The 16,440-nt window shown below is 42.2% G+C and carries 17 protein-coding genes and 1 pseudogene; 7 read left to right on the top strand and 11 right to left on the bottom strand.

The annotated features are described in order from the left end of the window. The first annotated feature begins 15 nt into the window (after nt 1-15). Nucleotides 16-1,146, top strand: coding sequence for a UDP-galactopyranose mutase (glf, locus tag J3P37_RS03210; RefSeq protein WP_256009556.1), 1,131 nt, complete (start codon nt 16-18; stop codon nt 1,144-1,146). Between the two features lie 115 nt (nt 1,147-1,261). On the opposite strand, the gene J3P37_RS03205 is transcribed toward glf, so the two are convergent. Continuing rightward, nucleotides 1,262-2,371 carry an acyltransferase family protein gene (locus J3P37_RS03205; protein ID WP_256009555.1) on the bottom strand — a complete coding sequence of 370 codons (1,110 nt, stop codon included), beginning with the start codon at nt 2,369-2,371 and terminating at the stop codon, nt 1,262-1,264. Between the two features lie 1,240 nt (nt 2,372-3,611). Next, entirely contained in the window at nt 3,612-3,842 is a 231-nt protein-coding gene (locus J3P37_RS23025) for an acyltransferase family protein (RefSeq protein WP_369414051.1), read from the bottom strand. A 384-nt stretch (nt 3,843-4,226) separates the two neighbouring features. Between J3P37_RS23025 and J3P37_RS03200 the strand changes: the two genes are divergently transcribed. From J3P37_RS03200 to J3P37_RS03190, 3 genes are all read left to right on the top strand, one after another. After that, on the top strand, nt 4,227-5,048 hold the full coding sequence (locus J3P37_RS03200) for a phytanoyl-CoA dioxygenase family protein (protein ID WP_256009554.1): 822 nt from the start codon (nt 4,227-4,229) through the stop codon (nt 5,046-5,048). A gap of 179 nt (nt 5,049-5,227) precedes the next feature. Further along, complete coding sequence (locus J3P37_RS03195) at nt 5,228-5,407, top strand: BLUF domain-containing protein (RefSeq protein WP_256009553.1); 180 nt, start codon at nt 5,228-5,230, stop codon at nt 5,405-5,407. 10 nt (nt 5,408-5,417) lie between these two features. Beyond that, a complete protein-coding gene (locus J3P37_RS03190; protein ID WP_256009552.1) occupies nt 5,418-5,591 on the top strand; it encodes a hypothetical protein in 174 nt (57 codons plus the stop codon). Nucleotides 5,592-6,187: 596 nt separating this feature from the next. Here J3P37_RS03190 and J3P37_RS03185 read toward each other — a convergent pair. The 3 genes and pseudogenes from J3P37_RS03185 to J3P37_RS03175 form a co-directional block, all read right to left on the bottom strand. Next, complete coding sequence (locus J3P37_RS03185; protein WP_256009551.1) at nt 6,188-6,427, bottom strand: RpnC/YadD family protein; 240 nt, start codon at nt 6,425-6,427, stop codon at nt 6,188-6,190. A gap of 142 nt (nt 6,428-6,569) precedes the next feature. Next, a pseudogene (locus tag J3P37_RS03180) lies at nt 6,570-7,450 on the bottom strand (Rpn family recombination-promoting nuclease/putative transposase). A 52-nt stretch (nt 7,451-7,502) separates the two neighbouring features. Next, nucleotides 7,503-7,667: a hypothetical protein gene (locus J3P37_RS03175; protein WP_256009549.1), complete on the bottom strand. Its 165-nt coding sequence runs from the start codon at nt 7,665-7,667 to the stop codon at nt 7,503-7,505. Between the two features lie 79 nt (nt 7,668-7,746). Here J3P37_RS03175 and J3P37_RS03170 point away from each other — a divergent pair, with 79 nt between their 5' ends. The 3 genes from J3P37_RS03170 (at nt 7,747) to J3P37_RS03160 (ending at nt 9,204) form a co-directional block, all read left to right on the top strand. Continuing rightward, a complete protein-coding gene (locus tag J3P37_RS03170; protein WP_256009548.1) occupies nt 7,747-8,133 on the top strand; it encodes a type II toxin-antitoxin system VapC family toxin in 387 nt (128 codons plus the stop codon). Between the two features lie 577 nt (nt 8,134-8,710). Then, on the top strand, nt 8,711-8,923 hold the full coding sequence (gene vapB, locus J3P37_RS03165; protein WP_256009547.1) for a type II toxin-antitoxin system VapB family antitoxin: 213 nt from the start codon (nt 8,711-8,713) through the stop codon (nt 8,921-8,923). Continuing rightward, the gene (locus J3P37_RS03160; protein WP_256009546.1) at nt 8,923-9,204 is read left to right on the top strand and encodes a type II toxin-antitoxin system VapC family toxin; all 282 of its coding nucleotides are present in this window, start codon (nt 8,923-8,925) and stop codon (nt 9,202-9,204) included. The genes vapB and J3P37_RS03160 overlap by 1 nt, the downstream gene beginning before the upstream one ends. A 25-nt stretch (nt 9,205-9,229) precedes the next feature. Here the strand turns inward: J3P37_RS03160 and J3P37_RS03155 are convergent, their stop codons facing one another. The 6 genes from J3P37_RS03155 to J3P37_RS03130 all read right to left on the bottom strand — a co-directional run bounded on the left by J3P37_RS03155 (nt 9,230) and on the right by J3P37_RS03130 (nt 16,419). Then, entirely contained in the window at nt 9,230-9,361 is a 132-nt protein-coding gene (locus tag J3P37_RS03155; RefSeq protein ID WP_256009545.1) for a hypothetical protein, read from the bottom strand. Between the two features lie 70 nt (nt 9,362-9,431). Next, nucleotides 9,432-10,565: an SGNH/GDSL hydrolase family protein gene (locus J3P37_RS03150; protein WP_256009544.1), complete on the bottom strand. Its 1,134-nt coding sequence runs from the start codon at nt 10,563-10,565 to the stop codon at nt 9,432-9,434. Between the two features lie 23 nt (nt 10,566-10,588). After that, nucleotides 10,589-11,956 carry an MGH1-like glycoside hydrolase domain-containing protein gene (locus tag J3P37_RS03145; RefSeq protein WP_256009543.1) on the bottom strand — a complete coding sequence of 456 codons (1,368 nt, stop codon included), beginning with the start codon at nt 11,954-11,956 and terminating at the stop codon, nt 10,589-10,591. A 6-nt stretch (nt 11,957-11,962) separates the two neighbouring features. After that, nucleotides 11,963-12,937, bottom strand: coding sequence for a hypothetical protein (locus J3P37_RS03140; RefSeq protein WP_256009542.1), 975 nt, complete (start codon nt 12,935-12,937; stop codon nt 11,963-11,965). A 49-nt stretch (nt 12,938-12,986) separates the two neighbouring features. After that, nucleotides 12,987-15,404: an alpha-L-rhamnosidase-related protein gene (locus J3P37_RS03135; RefSeq protein ID WP_256009541.1), complete on the bottom strand. Its 2,418-nt coding sequence runs from the start codon at nt 15,402-15,404 to the stop codon at nt 12,987-12,989. Continuing rightward, entirely contained in the window at nt 15,394-16,419 is a 1,026-nt protein-coding gene (locus tag J3P37_RS03130) for a hypothetical protein (RefSeq protein WP_256009540.1), read from the bottom strand. Before J3P37_RS03130 ends, J3P37_RS03135 begins: the two co-directional genes overlap by 11 nt. Nucleotides 16,420-16,440: the final 21 nt, after the last annotated feature.

The raw sequence follows: 16,440 nt of genomic DNA, 5'->3' as shown, positions 1-16,440 counted from the left end.
TAGGTAATCTCTTTCATGACTAGTTTTAACTACGACTATCTTATTGTCGGCTCTGGATTATTCGGAGCTGTTTTTGCGCATGAGGCTACCAAGGCCGGTAAGAAATGCCTGGTAATAGATAAAAGGAAACATGCGGGCGGAAACGTTTACTGCAAAGAAATGGAAGGCATTAATGTACATTGGTACGGTGCACATATCTTCCATACTAACGATAAAGAGATCTGGGACTATGTAAACCAGTTCGCTGACTTTAACAGGTATACCAATTCTCCCGTGGCAAACTATAATGGCGAGCTATACAACCTGCCATTTAACATGAATACTTTTTACAAGCTTTGGGGAACTAAAACACCTGCTGAGGCGAAGCAGAAGATAGCCGAACAAATAGTAGACCTACATATTACAGAGCCGAAAAACTTGGAAGAGCAAGCATTGAAGCTTGTTGGGACCGACATTTACGAGAAACTTATAAAATACTACACTGAAAAGCAGTGGGGCCGGAAAGCAACTGAATTGCCCGCCTTTATTATTAAAAGGCTTCCCGTACGATTCACTTACGACAACAACTATTTCAACGACAAATATCAGGGTATACCTGTGGGCGGCTACAATAAAATAATTGAAGGTTTACTGGAAGGTATTGAAATACGCCTGGATACTGATTTCTTTGCTAACCGCGAGGAACTTAGCCTGCTGGCTGACAAAATCGTCTTCACTGGAAAAATTGATGAGTACTACAATTATCAGTTTGGCGAGCTGGAATACCGCAGCTTAAAGTTTGAAGTCGAAACACTTGAGGAGGAGAATTACCAGGGAAATGCCGTTATCAATTATACTGATCCGGAAACACCTTATACCAGGATCATTGAGCACAAGCACTTCGAGTTCGGCACACAGCCTAAGACTGTGATCACCAAGGAGTACTCTTTACAGGCATCGAAAGGAGTGGAGCCTTATTATCCAATTAACGATGAAAAAAATACAGCCATCATAAAAAAATATCAGGATCTGGCGAAAACAGAAACCAATGTGATATTTGGTGGTCGTTTAGCAGAATACCGGTATTATGATATGCACCAGGTTATCGGATCTGCATTGGCAAAAGCGAAATGGAGTTTAAAGATGCTCAACTTTAATGGCCTCTAATCAAGTTGAACTTGATATTTGAGTATACAGTCTAGGAAATCAAATACTTTGCTCAAAACAAATCTATGAACGTTAAATATGCCTAAAGATCTACAATTCACTTTACCTTCACTCCCTATCGGCTATTCTTTTCTTTGCGCAACCTTAAACTTATGTTTTGAGTTAACGGCTTCTCAACAAATATGTGAAAGATAATGCCTGCAATTATGCATATCAAAGATACGACGACTAAAATCAATAAAGGATGAGGCTGCGGTTGGATCGAGGACCAAATCTTTAAGACTCCTGCAATAAATATTCCGTGTGTTAGGTAAATAGAATATGAGGCATCACCGATTAGTAAAGCTATTTTATGTAGACTTGAGTCTTTTTCTATTGTTAATGCATTAGTAGTAAGTAAAACAATTGCACAAATGGCACCGCTTGTAAATAAATGAAGTAATCCATCACTCTCCGCGGTCTGCTTTAAAAAATGGATGCATACCAACTCAAACAATATCAAGATTATGCAAATGGAAAATAATAAATTTGTCTTCCATTGTCTTGGCCAATAACCCTTCAAGTGTATAACTCCCGCGATGTACCCCAAGCCAAAAAGAATATTATACTTGCTAAATAAAAAGCTACCTAAACTATTAGAAGTTAGCTTTAGCTCAATGGCCGTAATAAAGATGGGTGATAAAAACCACAAATATAGAAGTGGCTTAAGCTTTTTAAAAGAGATTAGGGTCAAGCAAAAGATGCTGTAAAAGAGAAACTCATGCCGTAAAGTCCATATCTGCTTAGGTTCAAGTGCCCCAATAGGAAACAAAAAAAGAGCCCTCAGGTAATTTTCAATGGGGAAAATTTTCAGTGTGAGAAATCTAACTACCGCGAAAAGCAGAATTGCAAACCACATAAAAGGCAGAATCCGTACAACACGCTTCCTCAAAAAAGGAAATGTAGCGATTCTCGGCAAAAGTGTTGAAGGAGCCAGTGATGTATAAGTCATTATAAAACCACTAATAACAAAAAACAAGTACACTCCTTCTATCCCGAGATCAACGTGATTAGAGGCAGAACTTAACCGTCCTTTAAAAATTGGAACACTGAAGTATTTGGGAAAACTTGACATTCCATTCACATGTGACATAACTACTAATATTGCAGCTATTCCCCTTAAATACTGTATTCCAAAAATTTTTTTAGTAACGCCTTCAGTGTTAATTCTCACTTTTTCAAGCATGAATCTCTAAATCTAAACATTTCATACGTATTCGTAAATTTATTACTCGTAGCGTCAGGCATACAGCAGTAACAATCAAGAAGTTCTACGTTGTACAAAAATCATGCATTGTCGATGAAAACTAAAAAAGAAAATTAATGGACGAGGGCTACATACTTTTATGATACACCTACTTAATTCGTTGCTTTCTCTATTTGACCGGTTCCAGAACTGTCTTTTTGCTTCAGCACCTCAGTGTAACAAATTAGGCGACCACTATCGACAATCAAAGCCATCGCTCGGGGAAGACGTGAAGATATTTCCCAGAACTTCGCACTCTGAAACACATTTTCCACAAGCTTAAACCAAGCGTCACTCACAACCGTTGAGAGTACCAATTTTGAAGGCACCTAAACTCTGTATCTTCAATCAACATCCCCGGAAATCTATTTCTAAATGTTTGTTTGCCTTACACTTTTGCACTCCCTGGTAAAGCTTTAAACCGTCTGCTTCCGGATTTGTTAAGAACTTAACTCATGCCAAAAACAAACCGTTTGATAAATTGGTGCTTTGCTATAAGGGCATATGCAGCAATGAATAACAATTCAAAGGTGAAGGAGGCTAAATAAAATAAGAACAAATTTTCGGTTGTGATAGTCATCTTACATATTATAATTGGAAGAACGTGCCATAAATAAATGCCCAGCGAATTCCTCCCTAACCACTCTAACGATGAAGAATTAGGAATATAATTTCCTGAAGCTGCCTTTAAGATTACACGGATCAAAAAGAAGTTGAATAAAAAAAATGCTAGACCTGAGAGTAGCTGATTAGGATGGATAAACAAATAAAGTTTCAACGCGCCTAATAAAAACAGCACTACGTACTCCATCGGACTATTCATTTGACGAGCATTCTCTCTTATAAAATTACCCAATAGGAAAAACACATAAAATTGGGGACGAAAAGTATGAACGACGGTATTAATTATTCCATTTATATATGGTAACCTTATATATAAGTCTGGCTTCACGGACAGGATATAGAACACAAATGAAATAAGGGCACCTGCAACCATTAGAATCGCCCTGTTACCACTCAACTTGACTCCAAGCCAAGTTAGAAACACCCAACTTATAAAGGCCGGTATAAACCACAAATGATAAAAGGGCCGTAAAAAATTTTCGAACAATATATATAAATCTGGGATTGACACCATCCGGTGAATTGCAAAAACCCAATAAACTAATACAGCGATAACCTACGGTATTATAATCCTCTCAACATATTTCCACAACAAGTTCGAGAGTGAAAGTTCCTTCAGTTTTTGAAAGTTTAGAAGAAAGCCCCCAATACTGATAAAAAGGGGCATATGAAATGCGTAAATAAAGTATCGCCAAATAGATTCACTTAATTTTCCCTGCAAAACGTGTCCAACGATCACTAAAATAATTAGCAGACCTTTTAACAAATCAATATTTCTAAACCTCATGCTAACGTCCAGTTTCGCTTTCCATTGCACTAAGATAATATTTAAATTGGGTAAAATTGGCTATAATATCCATCAAACTTAAGTTTAACCTATGGATCCGGTCGTTAAATGCCCTGTTTGAACCAGCCGCCAAAGTAGCCGAGCAATTTGCCGTTGTGAATAGCTGTTTTTCCAAAATAAACACGAAAGTCTTTTAAGTCCGTCTTCGTTTTGTATAAGATAGGAAGAGAAGAGATATAGAATTTACCAACTACATCAGCCATCAGGACGCATATTTCTTTAAAATCTTACACACAAGTTTACAATTTACAGATTTAGCAAACAATTAACACCCAGGTTCATTTAAAAACATTAATTTAGAGGCACTTAAACCCTTTATCTTCAATGGACCTCTCCCCATCTCTATTTGATAAGGACGGTTATTCCGGCCCCTATCCCCTATTTGCCTCTGCTCAAGCAAAAAACATCTTAAACCTTGCCTCTAGGTTCCCTGAACGTTTTTTCCCTTGGATTAAAGGCAGGCACTCTGTCGACCAGTTTGTCGCGGATATTGCCAAGCATCCGGCCATTATATCAAAATTGCAACAGATCATGGGAAACGATATTCTGCTGTGGGGCAGCCAGATCATCAAACAAAAACCGGGAAAAAAACATAACTGGCATATTGATTTTGAACACACCGTTTGGGAGGGTGTGTCAGTTTGGGTTGCCTTAGAAAATGTGCAGCCTGAAGAATCAATCAGCGTTATTTCAGGAAGCCATCGGTTTAATGTTCATCCAGCGGAACTAAAATGTGAGGGACTAGATCAAACTGATTCACAAAGTGTGTTAGAAGCTGCCAGGAAATTATCTCCGGAATCTGAATTGATTGATTTGGATATTCACGACGGGGAGTTTTTCATTTTTGAAGGCAAGGCCTGGCATGGTACTAAAAATTCTACTGATAAGGATCGTTATGCGCTATTGCTTCAATACTGCCGTCCGGATCAGGAAGTAAAGGCGCTGAAAGATGTTTCTTATCCAATTGTGAAGTGGCATTCTTTTAGGCCGGATTGTCTGCTGGTTTCGGGCGAGGATAAGTTTAGGGTAAATAAGGTGATCAAAAGCAATAAAGTGGGTAGCTTGAGGAAAAAGATTATAAGTGGGGTTTGGTATGCTCCGCAGACCCTGGGGTATAAGGTTAGGAAGAAGGTGTTGGGGTGGTGAAGTAAAGCAGAACTTTTTGGATGAAAATTGGTTAAGTTTCCGGAAACTGATATTATTTGCGGTCACAGGGATTAATGCATGGCAGGAGCAGTTTTAAATTATATTGTCTATATAAGTAAGGGGCATTTCGTTTTGATGAAAAGACTTTAAGTGATATACTTTGATATACTATTCGGAGCATGGAATGGAATGCGGAGCACGGGATCTCCGGGATCCTGCTGTATGATTCCGGCAACATCATGCAAGTGCTGGAGGGAAGTACAGAGGAGGTGCAGGCTATTTCAAACAGATTGAGGCCGACAAACGGCATAAACAAGTCACCAGGATTGCAGACAACTTTATTGAAGTGCGAATTTTAAAGACTGGTCGATGGCTTTTAGAACTGCCTCCCCGGAATTCTTTCATGAAGTGCGGGGCTATACTCAGTTAAACGGAAAGGTGCTTCCTGAGGAACGCATGGCAAATCATTCCATCTTGTTTCTGCTTAAGACTTTCCTGGCACTTAACCCATCTGTAGAGGATAGTGATTTTGGTAAGCTTTAAATAATGATCAGCGAAATTAAATTCGCTGGCGAGGAAGTGGTTTGATGGTTTAAGTTGGCTGCGAAGGCAAAAGGGCTGGCAAGGAGGAGAAATAGCTCTGAACTCATACCGGCATCTATGCTTCAAAGTGCATGTTCTGTTTGGAAAATCACAACTAACGCCTAAATACAAAACAGCGCCAATAACGGCAGCTTCTTTGATTTCGCCCCTATGCTGCTTGACTTTACCCATTTAAATGCTCGGAAAAGTTGGGGGACTATAAAGGACATGCTTAAGCAAGAGGTCCTGAAACATGTTCAGGATGACGAAGGGAAGAACATCCCCCAATTTTCACGCCTGATCACGAGTCAGTCGTAGGGCCTCGCTGTTCACTATCTCAAGGTAGAAACAATCTGGCATCTGCACGTAAGCTTGTAGATCTGTAGATCTATACCCTATAAAATCTCAATCATGCCAATTGAAGTTTGGCGCTTCGAAATGTGCAAGGTATGGTTATTGCAAAATAACTCGTAAACTGTGTTATTTCCTACCTGACTGAAATGGTAATTGTCAGGGTATATCTGGTATCCGTTCCGTTATGGAATCAGCAAAAGGCGTTACTTTTTCAGCTCCGCGCGTACTTTTGCAACGTAATCAACCGGTACCCCAGCAACATCAGCTGCCTGCTCGTCGGACAGTCCGAGCTTTGAAATTAAGTTTGCAAGAAAGGCATACATGGCTTCTTGCTTGCCTTCTTCAATTCCTTCTTTCCTGCCTTCTTCAATACCTTCTTTCCTGGCATAGTCAAGAACGTTCTTATTATCCCATTTATATTTTAAGCTGCTGTCGTACATCATTTTCTCCTCTTTTGTCATTTAGCGTATTCGGCGATACCAAACAGTTTTTCAAATATCGGTTTGCGCAGAAAAACCGGGATCTTATCCATACTGCTCAGATTTTTCAATACCAAGACTCGATTTATTAGATCCGCAAAAGGTGCTATTTTTTTAACTCTGCGCGTACTGTTGCAACGTAATCAACCGGTACGCCAGCAACATCAGCTGCCTGCTCGTCGGACAGACCCAGCTTTAAAATCAGGTTTAAAACAATGGCATGAGTCTTTTCTTCCTTGCCCTTTTCAATCCCTTCTTCAATGCCTTCCTTTCTAGCATAGTCAAGAACGTTCTTATTATCCCATTTATATTTTAAGCTGCTGTCGTACATCATTTTCTCCTCTTTTGTTAAGTTAGCATATTCGGCGATACCAAACAGTTTTCAAATATCGGCTTGCGCAGAAAAACCGGGATTCTATCCATAGTGCTCATATACTTTAATACAAACAGCCATTTATCCAGCCCGGTTTCCAGTTGGGCTTCCGTTTTAACAAATCTACGCAATTCAATATAGGTGTAACCCAGATCATCGTAAAATATTTTACCTGTCTGCCTGTTACAGAGACAAATATCATGCAAATACTCATTTTCCGGACTGTCTTCTAGTACAAAATCTTCTAATAAGGCGATCAGGTAAACACCGCTGATGTTATAAGCCCATTCGCTGCGTCTGCCTTTTGGGGCCTGCTCACTTATTAAGCGGCTGGTGTAAAATAGAGCACGCTGTTTAAAATATTCCTGCTTACCTCGTTGTAGTTCGATAATAAAGCGTTCGCCGTCAGTCCCTGTACACAGGAGGTCAAAAATTACACCGCCCTCGCCTGGCCTATCACCAGGATGTTCGTTTTTATTATATACCAGATCCGTGATGTGTTTGCGTCCCCTGAAAACCTCGTTTAGGAAATCAATTAATAAATCACGGTTAGGGTCTGCACCAAAGATCCGTTTGAAAGAAAAATCGGTTAGTAAGTCTATATACTTCGACATGATGATTTTGTGAGTTAAGCTTGAGACTAGGTCAAAGCTATAGGACTTACGATCAGGATAAAATGATCAGCGTCATATCACCGGAGGTTTTACTGTTTGCTATGACATGCCCGTTTCGGAAAAAGGTGCTCTCCAACACGGTATATTCGCCGTTCTGCCAGTTATAATCAAGCAATTGAAGCGTCGTCGAACCAAATTTCACTCTCTGATTTCTCATTTTCAAAAAGTAGAGACGCATTGAAAGGCTATAAAGAATCATTAAGTGAAGCAGCTGTTGAAGATAGAAGAAGTGAAATATGATAGTATTCTTAGATACTTGTGCACTATTCAAGCTCTATCATTATGAAGTTGACACGGATCTGTTCGAAAGTATCTTTACAAGGAATGTTGTTTCAGAAGTTTTTCTTTCTGAATTAACAAGGATTGAGTTCTCCTCTACATTATGGAAGAAAGTTCGAACAAAAGAAATTACTCAACAACAAGCAACCAAGACTGTAGCGGCATTTAATGAGGATTTCGATAAGTTTACTTTTATTCCATTAGATCGACTGATCATAAACAATGCGGCCAAACTAATTATCAAATATGGCCACTCTGGCCTTCGTACTCTGGATAGTATTCAGCTGTCAACTGCTGTTCGACTCAAGAACCGAGCAGACCTTTTTGTAACAGCCGATAAGTGAAGCTCGCATGTAAGTCACTGTGAGATCGCCAGGATTGCGGACGCGGTATAGGAGCAGGGTAGAACGAGTTAGGATGATGGTCAATGATGGTTAATTTTTAACTTTCAGTGAAATGTGTGATCAATGGACTATTCCGCTGTTACTACTTAAGCGCGTTTCGCTGAAGACGGGAACGGAGCTGCCGGATGTATAATAACTTATATCGACATACATTGGCTCTTTAGTATATGGCAGGTTAGTTTTCGGGTCTTCTACAGTAAAAACCAGTTTTACTTCCGAATCGGTGATCTCATCAAAGTCGATCGATAGAATTAAGGAAGTCTTTTATCTCTTCTATGTTAAAGATCAAGCATCTACGAACAGTGAGATGGTAATTTCGAATTAGCAAGGGCAAATACACGGTCATAACAAAAAAACCGCAAACACGTTAAGCATGGAGGATGATACAAAAGTCGTGTTGAACCTGACTCATAAAACAGGCTGAAGTAATTAAACCTGGTTATTGACATTTAGTAGACTTGTAATTGTTTTATCTCCGCTTTTTATATAAATTTGTCATAATCAGAAGAATAAAAGTATGAACAGTTGGCTGATATATACCAAGCTTAACAGTTTACCTGATACTATGAAAACTCAGGTGGCTGATTTCATCGATTTTCTGGAAAGTAAAGCAAAGAAAGGGAAAACTATTCTGAGTAAACCCAAACCTCAGTTTGGAAGTGCTAGAGGAATGTTTGTAATGCGCGACGATTTCGACGATCCTATTGAGGATTTTAAGGATTATATGTAATGTCAAATAATTTGCTTGATACCCATAGCTTTCTTTGGTATATATTAGGCGATGATTCTTTATCTACCAATGCAAGAAAGGACATTGAGGAAGAAGATGCTATTAACTATGTAAGTGTAGCTAGTCTATGGGAGATTGCCGTTAAAGTCAGCCTAGGGAAACTGGAACTGAAAAGCCAATTTTCAGCAATAGAAAATCAAATTCATCTGAACGGATTTCAATTATTTACCTATACTTTTCGAAGATACCTTGAGGCTAACCAATCTACATTTTTTTCATAAGGACCCATTTGACCGGCTTATTATTTCACAAAGTATAACTAATGATCTGGCTATCATCACCCGAGATCAATACTTCAATCAATATCCTGTCAGGATTATCTGGTAAAAGGCTCGACTTTAATAAAACGCAAAGAGCATCGACGATTATGTTACTCATGAATCTGCATAACAACGGAACAGTCGCTAACCTATCCGGCTAGCGACTGTCAAAAAAGTTTAAAAACTTGCTATTTTATCAAAATACCAGAAATGAATTGGGCATACCACCGTGCCAGGTAATCATTGGGATGATTTACATTATTTCCTGTCATATCCTGGTAGCTTTTCCGTTTTAATAACTCCTGGTGCACGCCAGTGATGTCGGCCACCACAATTCCAGTCCTGGCGAGTTTGTCCAGTTCCGCCTTATACGATGCCTGGATACTGCTTTGTGTGGCGAAGGGATTAGCTAACATTGGCGCTATCAAGATGAATTCCGCATCAGGAATATCAACAGTAACCTTGTCGATTATGGCTTCCACATTGCGCCGGTAAGTTTCGGGCGAAACGTTGAAGGTTCCATCGTTCATGCCGAAGCCAATAATTACAAGATCTGGCTTTTGCGGTACTACCCGTTGAATGGCGTAATCCGATCCCCACTGCGCAAGCATCCCCCCTACCGACTGGTTATCAAATTGAACTTGCTGGCCATACGTTTGCCTGAGCTGGTAAACGATCAGCTCAGGCCAGGAAGGCATGTAGGGCGGCTCGTTTTGAAACCCACTTGAGTTGGCACCGGTTTCGATACTGTTGCCATAAAAAACAACCTTAAACGGCTCTTTCTTCTTCAGTTTTCGTAGAGTGCCAGGTAGCATCTTGTCTGCGAAAACAGGTACCGGTCCCGTCCATTTATGTGGCTGTTCAGCGATGTAGGTCACCGCTATTTGCATTGTCCTGAAATATCCCCCCTCATTAAAAAGAACGAAGGTACCCGGCGTTTTCCCTTTCATTGACCAGTTGGGCTTTTCAACGCTAAATACCAGGCTATCTTTGTCAATAAAAGGAATATTTGACCGGGCTGGAAGTATGATTTTGCCGCTTTCGTATGCCCAGTCTTTATCCTTCTTATATGTTTTTTCCAGGTTTGCTGATCTGACTGAGACAATTTGACGGCTATCAAACAACAGTGTGCCTTCGGTACGGTCGCCATACTTGATGATCTGTACGATCTCATCGTGTATGGTATCTGCTTTCCAAAATGGCTGAAGGTAGTCTTCCAGCTTGATAAACTTTTGCCATCTTCCTTCGATTTGCTTTTGCTGAGCTGCTGCCTGAACGGCTATCAATAAAAAGATATATAAAGTGATATTATACTGCTTCATTGTATTTCTTTGTGTGTCTTCTTTTAAAACTCCTCGATAAGCTTGCGCCCCTCTTGCTGGGCGATCATATTCAAAACAAGATAATTCCAGTTTTGAAAGCCTTTATTCAGTATAGGCTCGCCCGATTCCGGTTCGTAGTATTCGTGTAATGCACCATGCTTCTCTATGTCTTTTCCGAACAAGACGATGGTTTTATTAGCCAGCTCATTTGCTTCGGGCTTGAAACCGTATTTTATCAGGCCTTTGTAAACAAAATAGTTGGAGATGCCCCATATTGGCCCTAACCAGCTTGAGGGATTGCCGCTTGCTTTAACACTGTACATTTTTTCCATTTTTGACAATGTGCGCACACCATAGGGGGCATTAAAGGTTTTGGCGTTCTTAAAATGTTCTTCGACCATACGCTTAGCTTGTTCAGGCGTAGCTATACCGGCCCACATAGCTAAAAACCCGGACCATACGCCGAGTCTTTGAATAAGGCAGTCATAATCCCTCGGGGCTCCGCTATGTATCACCATGTTCATGCCCAATACCGGCGCCTTTTCTTCTGATATCGGCATCAAATTGATATCTACCGAGTAAAAGAAACCATCGCGTTCATCCCAGCAATGTTCCTGTATCGCTGCTTTCAGGGCTGCCGCATCCGCTTCAAATTCCTTAGCTATTTCGCCCTGATTAAGGCAGTTGGCCAGGTATACCATCGCCAGGAGCTCTTTGTACATTAAACAGTTAAGATATATCGACGCTGAACTACCCGGCGGACGAAAAAATGTGCTCGGGTCGTTATCCACTCCTATGGCTACATCATTTTGCCAGTAGTACAGGCCTGTTGGCTTGTTACGGTGATGCATCTTATAATTGTTCATAAAAGCCTGCATATAGTAGAACTTTTCGCGCAACCATTCTGCATTGCCATTATCCTGCTTTACCAGGAATGCGGCATGCTGGGCAAGCACGGGTTTATGCATATTGGCTTTATAAATATTTTCGGGCATCTGGCTCCGTGGATTTGCATTGTTCCAGATCACTATGGGAAGGTAACCATCCGAGCCTCCAAAGGATAAAAAGTTCAGGATACATCCCCTCTCATAGGCGATGGCTTCCGTTTGTTCTTTGACATTGCCTTTGTCGGTTATGATCTGCCTCAAAGCGATATTAGTTAACCAGGAATCCCAGTCCCAAAGGTCATTGGCGTACTGATCGCTTCCCGGCGTGATAAAAGGATATTTCAACACGCCTGATGCCGGCCTGAACATTTGCTTATAGTCGTTGTATATTGCTTTTTTTAAGATCGGCACATACCTGTCAGCTGGCTGACTTTGCGCGCTGGCCTGCCGACAAGAAATACATAATATAGAGATACATAATAAAGCGTTCACTCGTATTTTCATGATGTCTTATTTAAGGGTAGCGGTAAGTTTTAGGTCTTTTAAAAGGATTCCGCTGTCATAGGTTCCAGGCACTTCCCAGCCTAAATTGGTACTTGATAAACCCATATCGTCAATGGTGCTGCCCTTTAAAAAGCCACGCTGCTGTGCAAGCTTAAAGGCACTTATCAGTAAGGGATAAATATCTTTATTGATGGTGATCCAGTTTCCGTCGTGCATGCTGCCGCTGAACAGTTCATTGCTCGCCACGAACGAGATAAACTTCTTGGTTGCGTCTTCTTTACCCAGATCCTGTGCGGCATAGGCGGCTATGTCGCGATAACGGTAATCATACAATGGCAAGCCGAACCAAAAATAATCGCGGTAGCCGGGAGAGTTCTTGTTGGTGTTTTGTACCGACAAAATAAAGGTGATCTGCGTAGTATGAAGGTCTTTGTGGAAAGCGCTGCCCAGATGATCTTTAGCATACATCAGTTTGGCAGCAATGGTATAGTTGAGCGCTTTAATATTTTTCAGACTTACCGGATCGGCAAAACTCTGCTCCATCAGTAAATGCGGCCAGCTTTCGTTTGATTTTCGTGGCGCCAGGTATTCTTTTGAACCGTTAACTTCCAGGCCAACGGTTGTGCTACCTCCTTGCTTTAAAAAGGTGATCCGTTTGCCTTCGTTCATATAGATCACAGTATCGTTATTAACGGAAGGTTTTTCATCGTTCATAACAAAGCGGCTGGCCCATTGCGCAATTTTCCAGGAGGGAGCTTTGCCGGTTTTGCCAAAGGGATAGATCGTGTCAATCACATCGGGCTGTGATGAGTTGGCTCCTATCATCTGTATGCCATTGTCGAACGAATTGTCTTTGATGACTTCAATGGTTTTATTATCATGAATATTGGGGGTTTCGAGGACATTACTGTCGGGTTTGACAGCTTGTTTAGGCGAGCAAGCCATGCTTACTGAGATTGATAACGTAATTAATGATGCCATGCATCTAGTGTATATTGTAGTGAAGTTATTTTCCATGTGTGAATGTTATTTATAAATTGATGACTTGTTTGCCCGGATGCAAGGCTATTTGCTGCTTATTCCAGACCAGTTCGCCGCTTAAGCCTTGCGGAAGTGTGATCGTCCCGGTTAATCGTTTATTGTTCTTCTTTAGTGACAGATATATAGTGCCTTTCGGATGCGGCATTCTTGCTTCCAGCATTTTTAGCGGCCCGAACTGAGGTTCTACTTTGACGGTTTTAAAGCCGGGACTAGCGGGACGTATGCCGCATACCGTTGCCAGGAGGTCATAATTCGGACTGGCGCTCCAGGCGTGGCAGTCAGACCGCGTTGGTTCCGGTGTCTCGGCCAAAGTGGTCAGCCCCAGTTTCAGCATGTCTTTCCAGGGTTTCAGCTGGCTAATGTATTCATCGGCCAGGCCAGCCTTTTCCATAGCTTGCACCAGGTAAAACTTAAAATAGAGCGTTGCTTCGGTTATACCCGGCTCTTGCAGAACCTTGCGTATCAAAACCTTTTCTTCTTCTGGTTTAAACATGCCGGTCAATACCGCTAAAATATTGGCGTGCTGACTATAGGTATTTTGTTCCGGAGTATCGGATAAAAGCTCCCTGGATGGGTTCCAGCAAAGAGATTTTGTTCTTTCAAGTAAGGAGCTGGCAAGCTGCCTGTATGCCGTGGCTTGTGTTACCCTCTTATTGTCTTCAAAAAGATCAGCAGCCATTTGCAGGGCGTAAACATACTGCAGGCTTAGAATGGCCGAATGTCCGTCCATGGCGCCCGGAGGGGTGCCACCAACCGGCTTGCTGCCGTCCCAGGGCCCGAACGACCAATCCACAAAGTTCCACCAATCCATTGGACCCAGCATGCCGTTGGCTGCAATTTGCCGTTGGTACCATGATAAAACGCTTTGTATCCCATCAAGCTTCCCATTGATAAACTGTTCGTCTTCACGATGCATCCAGTAATCATGCACCATGGCTATCCAGTACAGTGAAAATGGCGGTATGATCTGTGTTTCGGCGGTGGGATAACGGCTTTGGGTTAAACCAATCGGCAGAATGGATTGCTGAAACTGCTGTATGGCATTACGCATTAACCGGTCGTCGCCCGATACATATAGTGAGATGAGTGCTTGTATACGGGTGTCACCAATATATTGCAACTGTTCGTAATACGGGCAATCGTAATACGTTTCAGCTGCGCATAAACGGGCGGTACGCCAGCCCGTGTCCCACACCTGTTTAAGTGAACCGTCATCGCTTTTAAAACTCGCGTTCTCTTTAAACGGGTAAGCAGTAAACCATCCATAAAGGTCATTCAAAACAAGCGGGTCATCTTTCGTTTTAATCGCCAGTTCCATGTACCTGAACGTTCGAAACCAAAGCGTGCCGAAATGCCTGTTGTTGCCACCGTCGGGCATAAAAACGTCCGCATTATCAGCAATAAGGGATTTCCCCCGGGTACTGTCGCGGTTTCCCTTTTTACCATCCGGGTCTGTGAGCGCCTCTGCATAGTTAATGGTTATCACTGCATCTTTGCCGCCGGTTACGACCATTTCAGGATAGGCTGTAGTGAGATACGTCTGATCAAGCAGTATTTTTACAGACCTGTGCGCAGGGATGATCAGAGGCGATTTGCCTGAAAGGGATTTGTTTTCCATCTTGATGCCCTCTGTTCGTTCGACTTCGCTGATCCGCTGTAAGGTATGCTCCATGAACGGTATGTTTCGCTGCACCAGCTGCCAATTGCCGCCCTCCGTCTTCCCGTAAGGAGTACCCCTGCCAAGTGAAAGCGGCGTTTTCCAGTTGGCATCATTAAATTCCAGCTTCTCCCATCCATAAGGATATTTAGAACCGTCCACCCTGTCACCGGGACCAACTACCGTGAATTGTGATTTGCTTAGGGGAGTCGTATATGCATCGTTCTTATAAACTTTCCAGCTTTTATTGGTATTTACTGCGGCCTCAGCGTCTGTATCCCCCTGAACAATAAAGGCTGTTTTACCGGATATCTGCGCCAGGGGCGCGTACGAACCAAAGTTCCAAACCACCGCGGCAACGACGTTCTCACCGCTTGTTAACTGACCGGCAATATCAACCGTTTCAAAACGCCAGTGCATCAGATCGCCACGGGCAGGACCATGGCATACTTCCTCACCGTTTACAAACAGCTTGTACCTGTTATCCCCGGAGACATGGAGAATAAATTTACCGGGCTTTTTATCAAGCTTGATTGTTTTCCGGAAATGAAATACCCCGTATTCTTTGAGCGAAACACCAGGATAGCTGAGCCATTCGGCATTCCAGGTGTTATGAAGTAATGCCGGATTAAAGGTATGATCGATTTGAGCATACCCTTTGATGTACATGAACAGGTAGATGCAGGCAAATAAAACGTATGCCTTTATTTTATATAAATTATTTGCCTGCATATGGATGTTAGTTTGCAATTAAGCTTAGGTTTTTAGCTTGAATAGTGGCAATGTTTAATCCCGGGCATTCCAGGCCCATGGTGAATAACGAGACCTTGTAATCGTTATAGTTCTGAGAGTCGGTAAGAATTCCCTGGCTCCAGGCCTCGTTGAGACCGTTTTTAATCATTGGCAGGATATTTCCGCTGATGTTCTTCCATTGCCCAACGGTCAGGCCGGTGGATGAGAACGGCGTAATACCCACATTGTAGATCATCTGCCCTGAGAACATATCGGTGGTTACGCTTGGTCCCGGGGTGGCATAACGGTCGTCGTAGATCATGATCAGAAAGTACATGGCTTTGCCATAGCCGGCGTTTGATGGGTTCAAATTCTGGATCAGGAAGGTACAACTGAACTGTACCGCATGTATCGCCGGATCGTAACCCGTGGTTTGGTTACGGGCATGATAGATCAGCTTGGTATCGATATTGAATTTAAGGCTATCCATTGCACCAATGAACGGAGTAGCCGTACCCAGCCATCCGTCCGGGTCGGCGATCTTCAAGTCAGCTAAGAGGTGCGGAAAAGGTGCTGTTGCAGTACGATACACTCCTCCGAACTCACTCTGTCCGTTAATGGCAAATATGATATGTCCATCGCTTGATGTGGTTGGGCCGACGGTGATTGCTTTATACGAATTGGCGTAGTGATAAGAGCCGGAAGCGAGCGTAGTGGGTGTTGCGCCATAAATGCTGGCTGCGCTGTACCATTGCGCAAGGTTCCAGACCGGTGCGCCATTTGCGCTTGTGTACTGGAGGTTACCCTGTACTGCACCTGTACTTGGGTGCAGCACCTTAAAACCCCGCTGAAAGTTCTGGTCGGTCAGTAATTGTACTGGAGTAGAGAGTTGGTTTATCTCATTTTTTGTGAACTTACTTTTTGCTTCGATGGTGTTGTCTACCGGCACCACATTTTGTTTTTCACAAGCCGAAAAAAAAGCAATAACCATCAGTGTGAGCAGCGCGTAGCTGCTCCATTTGAATACTTTCATAAGGGATTATTTAAGGTGAAT

Source organism: Desertivirga xinjiangensis (genome assembly GCF_024436435.1).
In the GTDB taxonomy this organism is placed as follows: Bacteria; Bacteroidota; Bacteroidia; order Sphingobacteriales; family Sphingobacteriaceae; genus Desertivirga; species Desertivirga xinjiangensis.
The sequence above is the reverse complement of the archived record's forward strand: the minus strand, read 5'-3'. Positions and strand labels throughout refer to the sequence as shown.

Bases quoted from the DNA above. Each gene is read 5' to 3' on its own strand.
- glf (WP_256009556.1), top strand. From the start codon at position 16: ATGACTAGTTTTAACTACGACTATCTTATTGTCGGCTCTGGATTATTC.
- J3P37_RS03205 (WP_256009555.1), bottom strand. From the start codon at position 2,371: ATGCTTGAAAAAGTGAGAATTAACACTGAAGGCGTTACTAAAAAAATT.
- J3P37_RS23025 (WP_369414051.1), bottom strand. From the start codon at position 3,842: ATGAGGTTTAGAAATATTGATTTGTTAAAAGGTCTGCTAATTATTTTA.
- J3P37_RS03200 (WP_256009554.1), top strand. From the start codon at position 4,227: ATGGACCTCTCCCCATCTCTATTTGATAAGGACGGTTATTCCGGCCCC.
- J3P37_RS03195 (WP_256009553.1), top strand. From the start codon at position 5,228: ATGGAATGGAATGCGGAGCACGGGATCTCCGGGATCCTGCTGTATGAT.
- J3P37_RS03190 (WP_256009552.1), top strand. From the start codon at position 5,418: ATGGCTTTTAGAACTGCCTCCCCGGAATTCTTTCATGAAGTGCGGGGC.
- J3P37_RS03185 (WP_256009551.1), bottom strand. From the start codon at position 6,427: ATGATGTACGACAGCAGCTTAAAATATAAATGGGATAATAAGAACGTT.
- J3P37_RS03175 (WP_256009549.1), bottom strand. From the start codon at position 7,667: ATGAGAAATCAGAGAGTGAAATTTGGTTCGACGACGCTTCAATTGCTT.
- J3P37_RS03170 (WP_256009548.1), top strand. From the start codon at position 7,747: ATGATAGTATTCTTAGATACTTGTGCACTATTCAAGCTCTATCATTAT.
- vapB (WP_256009547.1), top strand. From the start codon at position 8,711: ATGAACAGTTGGCTGATATATACCAAGCTTAACAGTTTACCTGATACT.
- J3P37_RS03160 (WP_256009546.1), top strand. From the start codon at position 8,923: ATGTCAAATAATTTGCTTGATACCCATAGCTTTCTTTGGTATATATTA.
- J3P37_RS03155 (WP_256009545.1), bottom strand. From the start codon at position 9,361: ATGAGTAACATAATCGTCGATGCTCTTTGCGTTTTATTAAAGTCGAGC.
- J3P37_RS03150 (WP_256009544.1), bottom strand. From the start codon at position 10,565: ATGAAGCAGTATAATATCACTTTATATATCTTTTTATTGATAGCCGTT.
- J3P37_RS03145 (WP_256009543.1), bottom strand. From the start codon at position 11,956: ATGAAAATACGAGTGAACGCTTTATTATGTATCTCTATATTATGTATT.
- J3P37_RS03140 (WP_256009542.1), bottom strand. From the start codon at position 12,937: ATGGCATCATTAATTACGTTATCAATCTCAGTAAGCATGGCTTGCTCG.
- J3P37_RS03130 (WP_256009540.1), bottom strand. From the start codon at position 16,419: ATGAAAGTATTCAAATGGAGCAGCTACGCGCTGCTCACACTGATGGTT.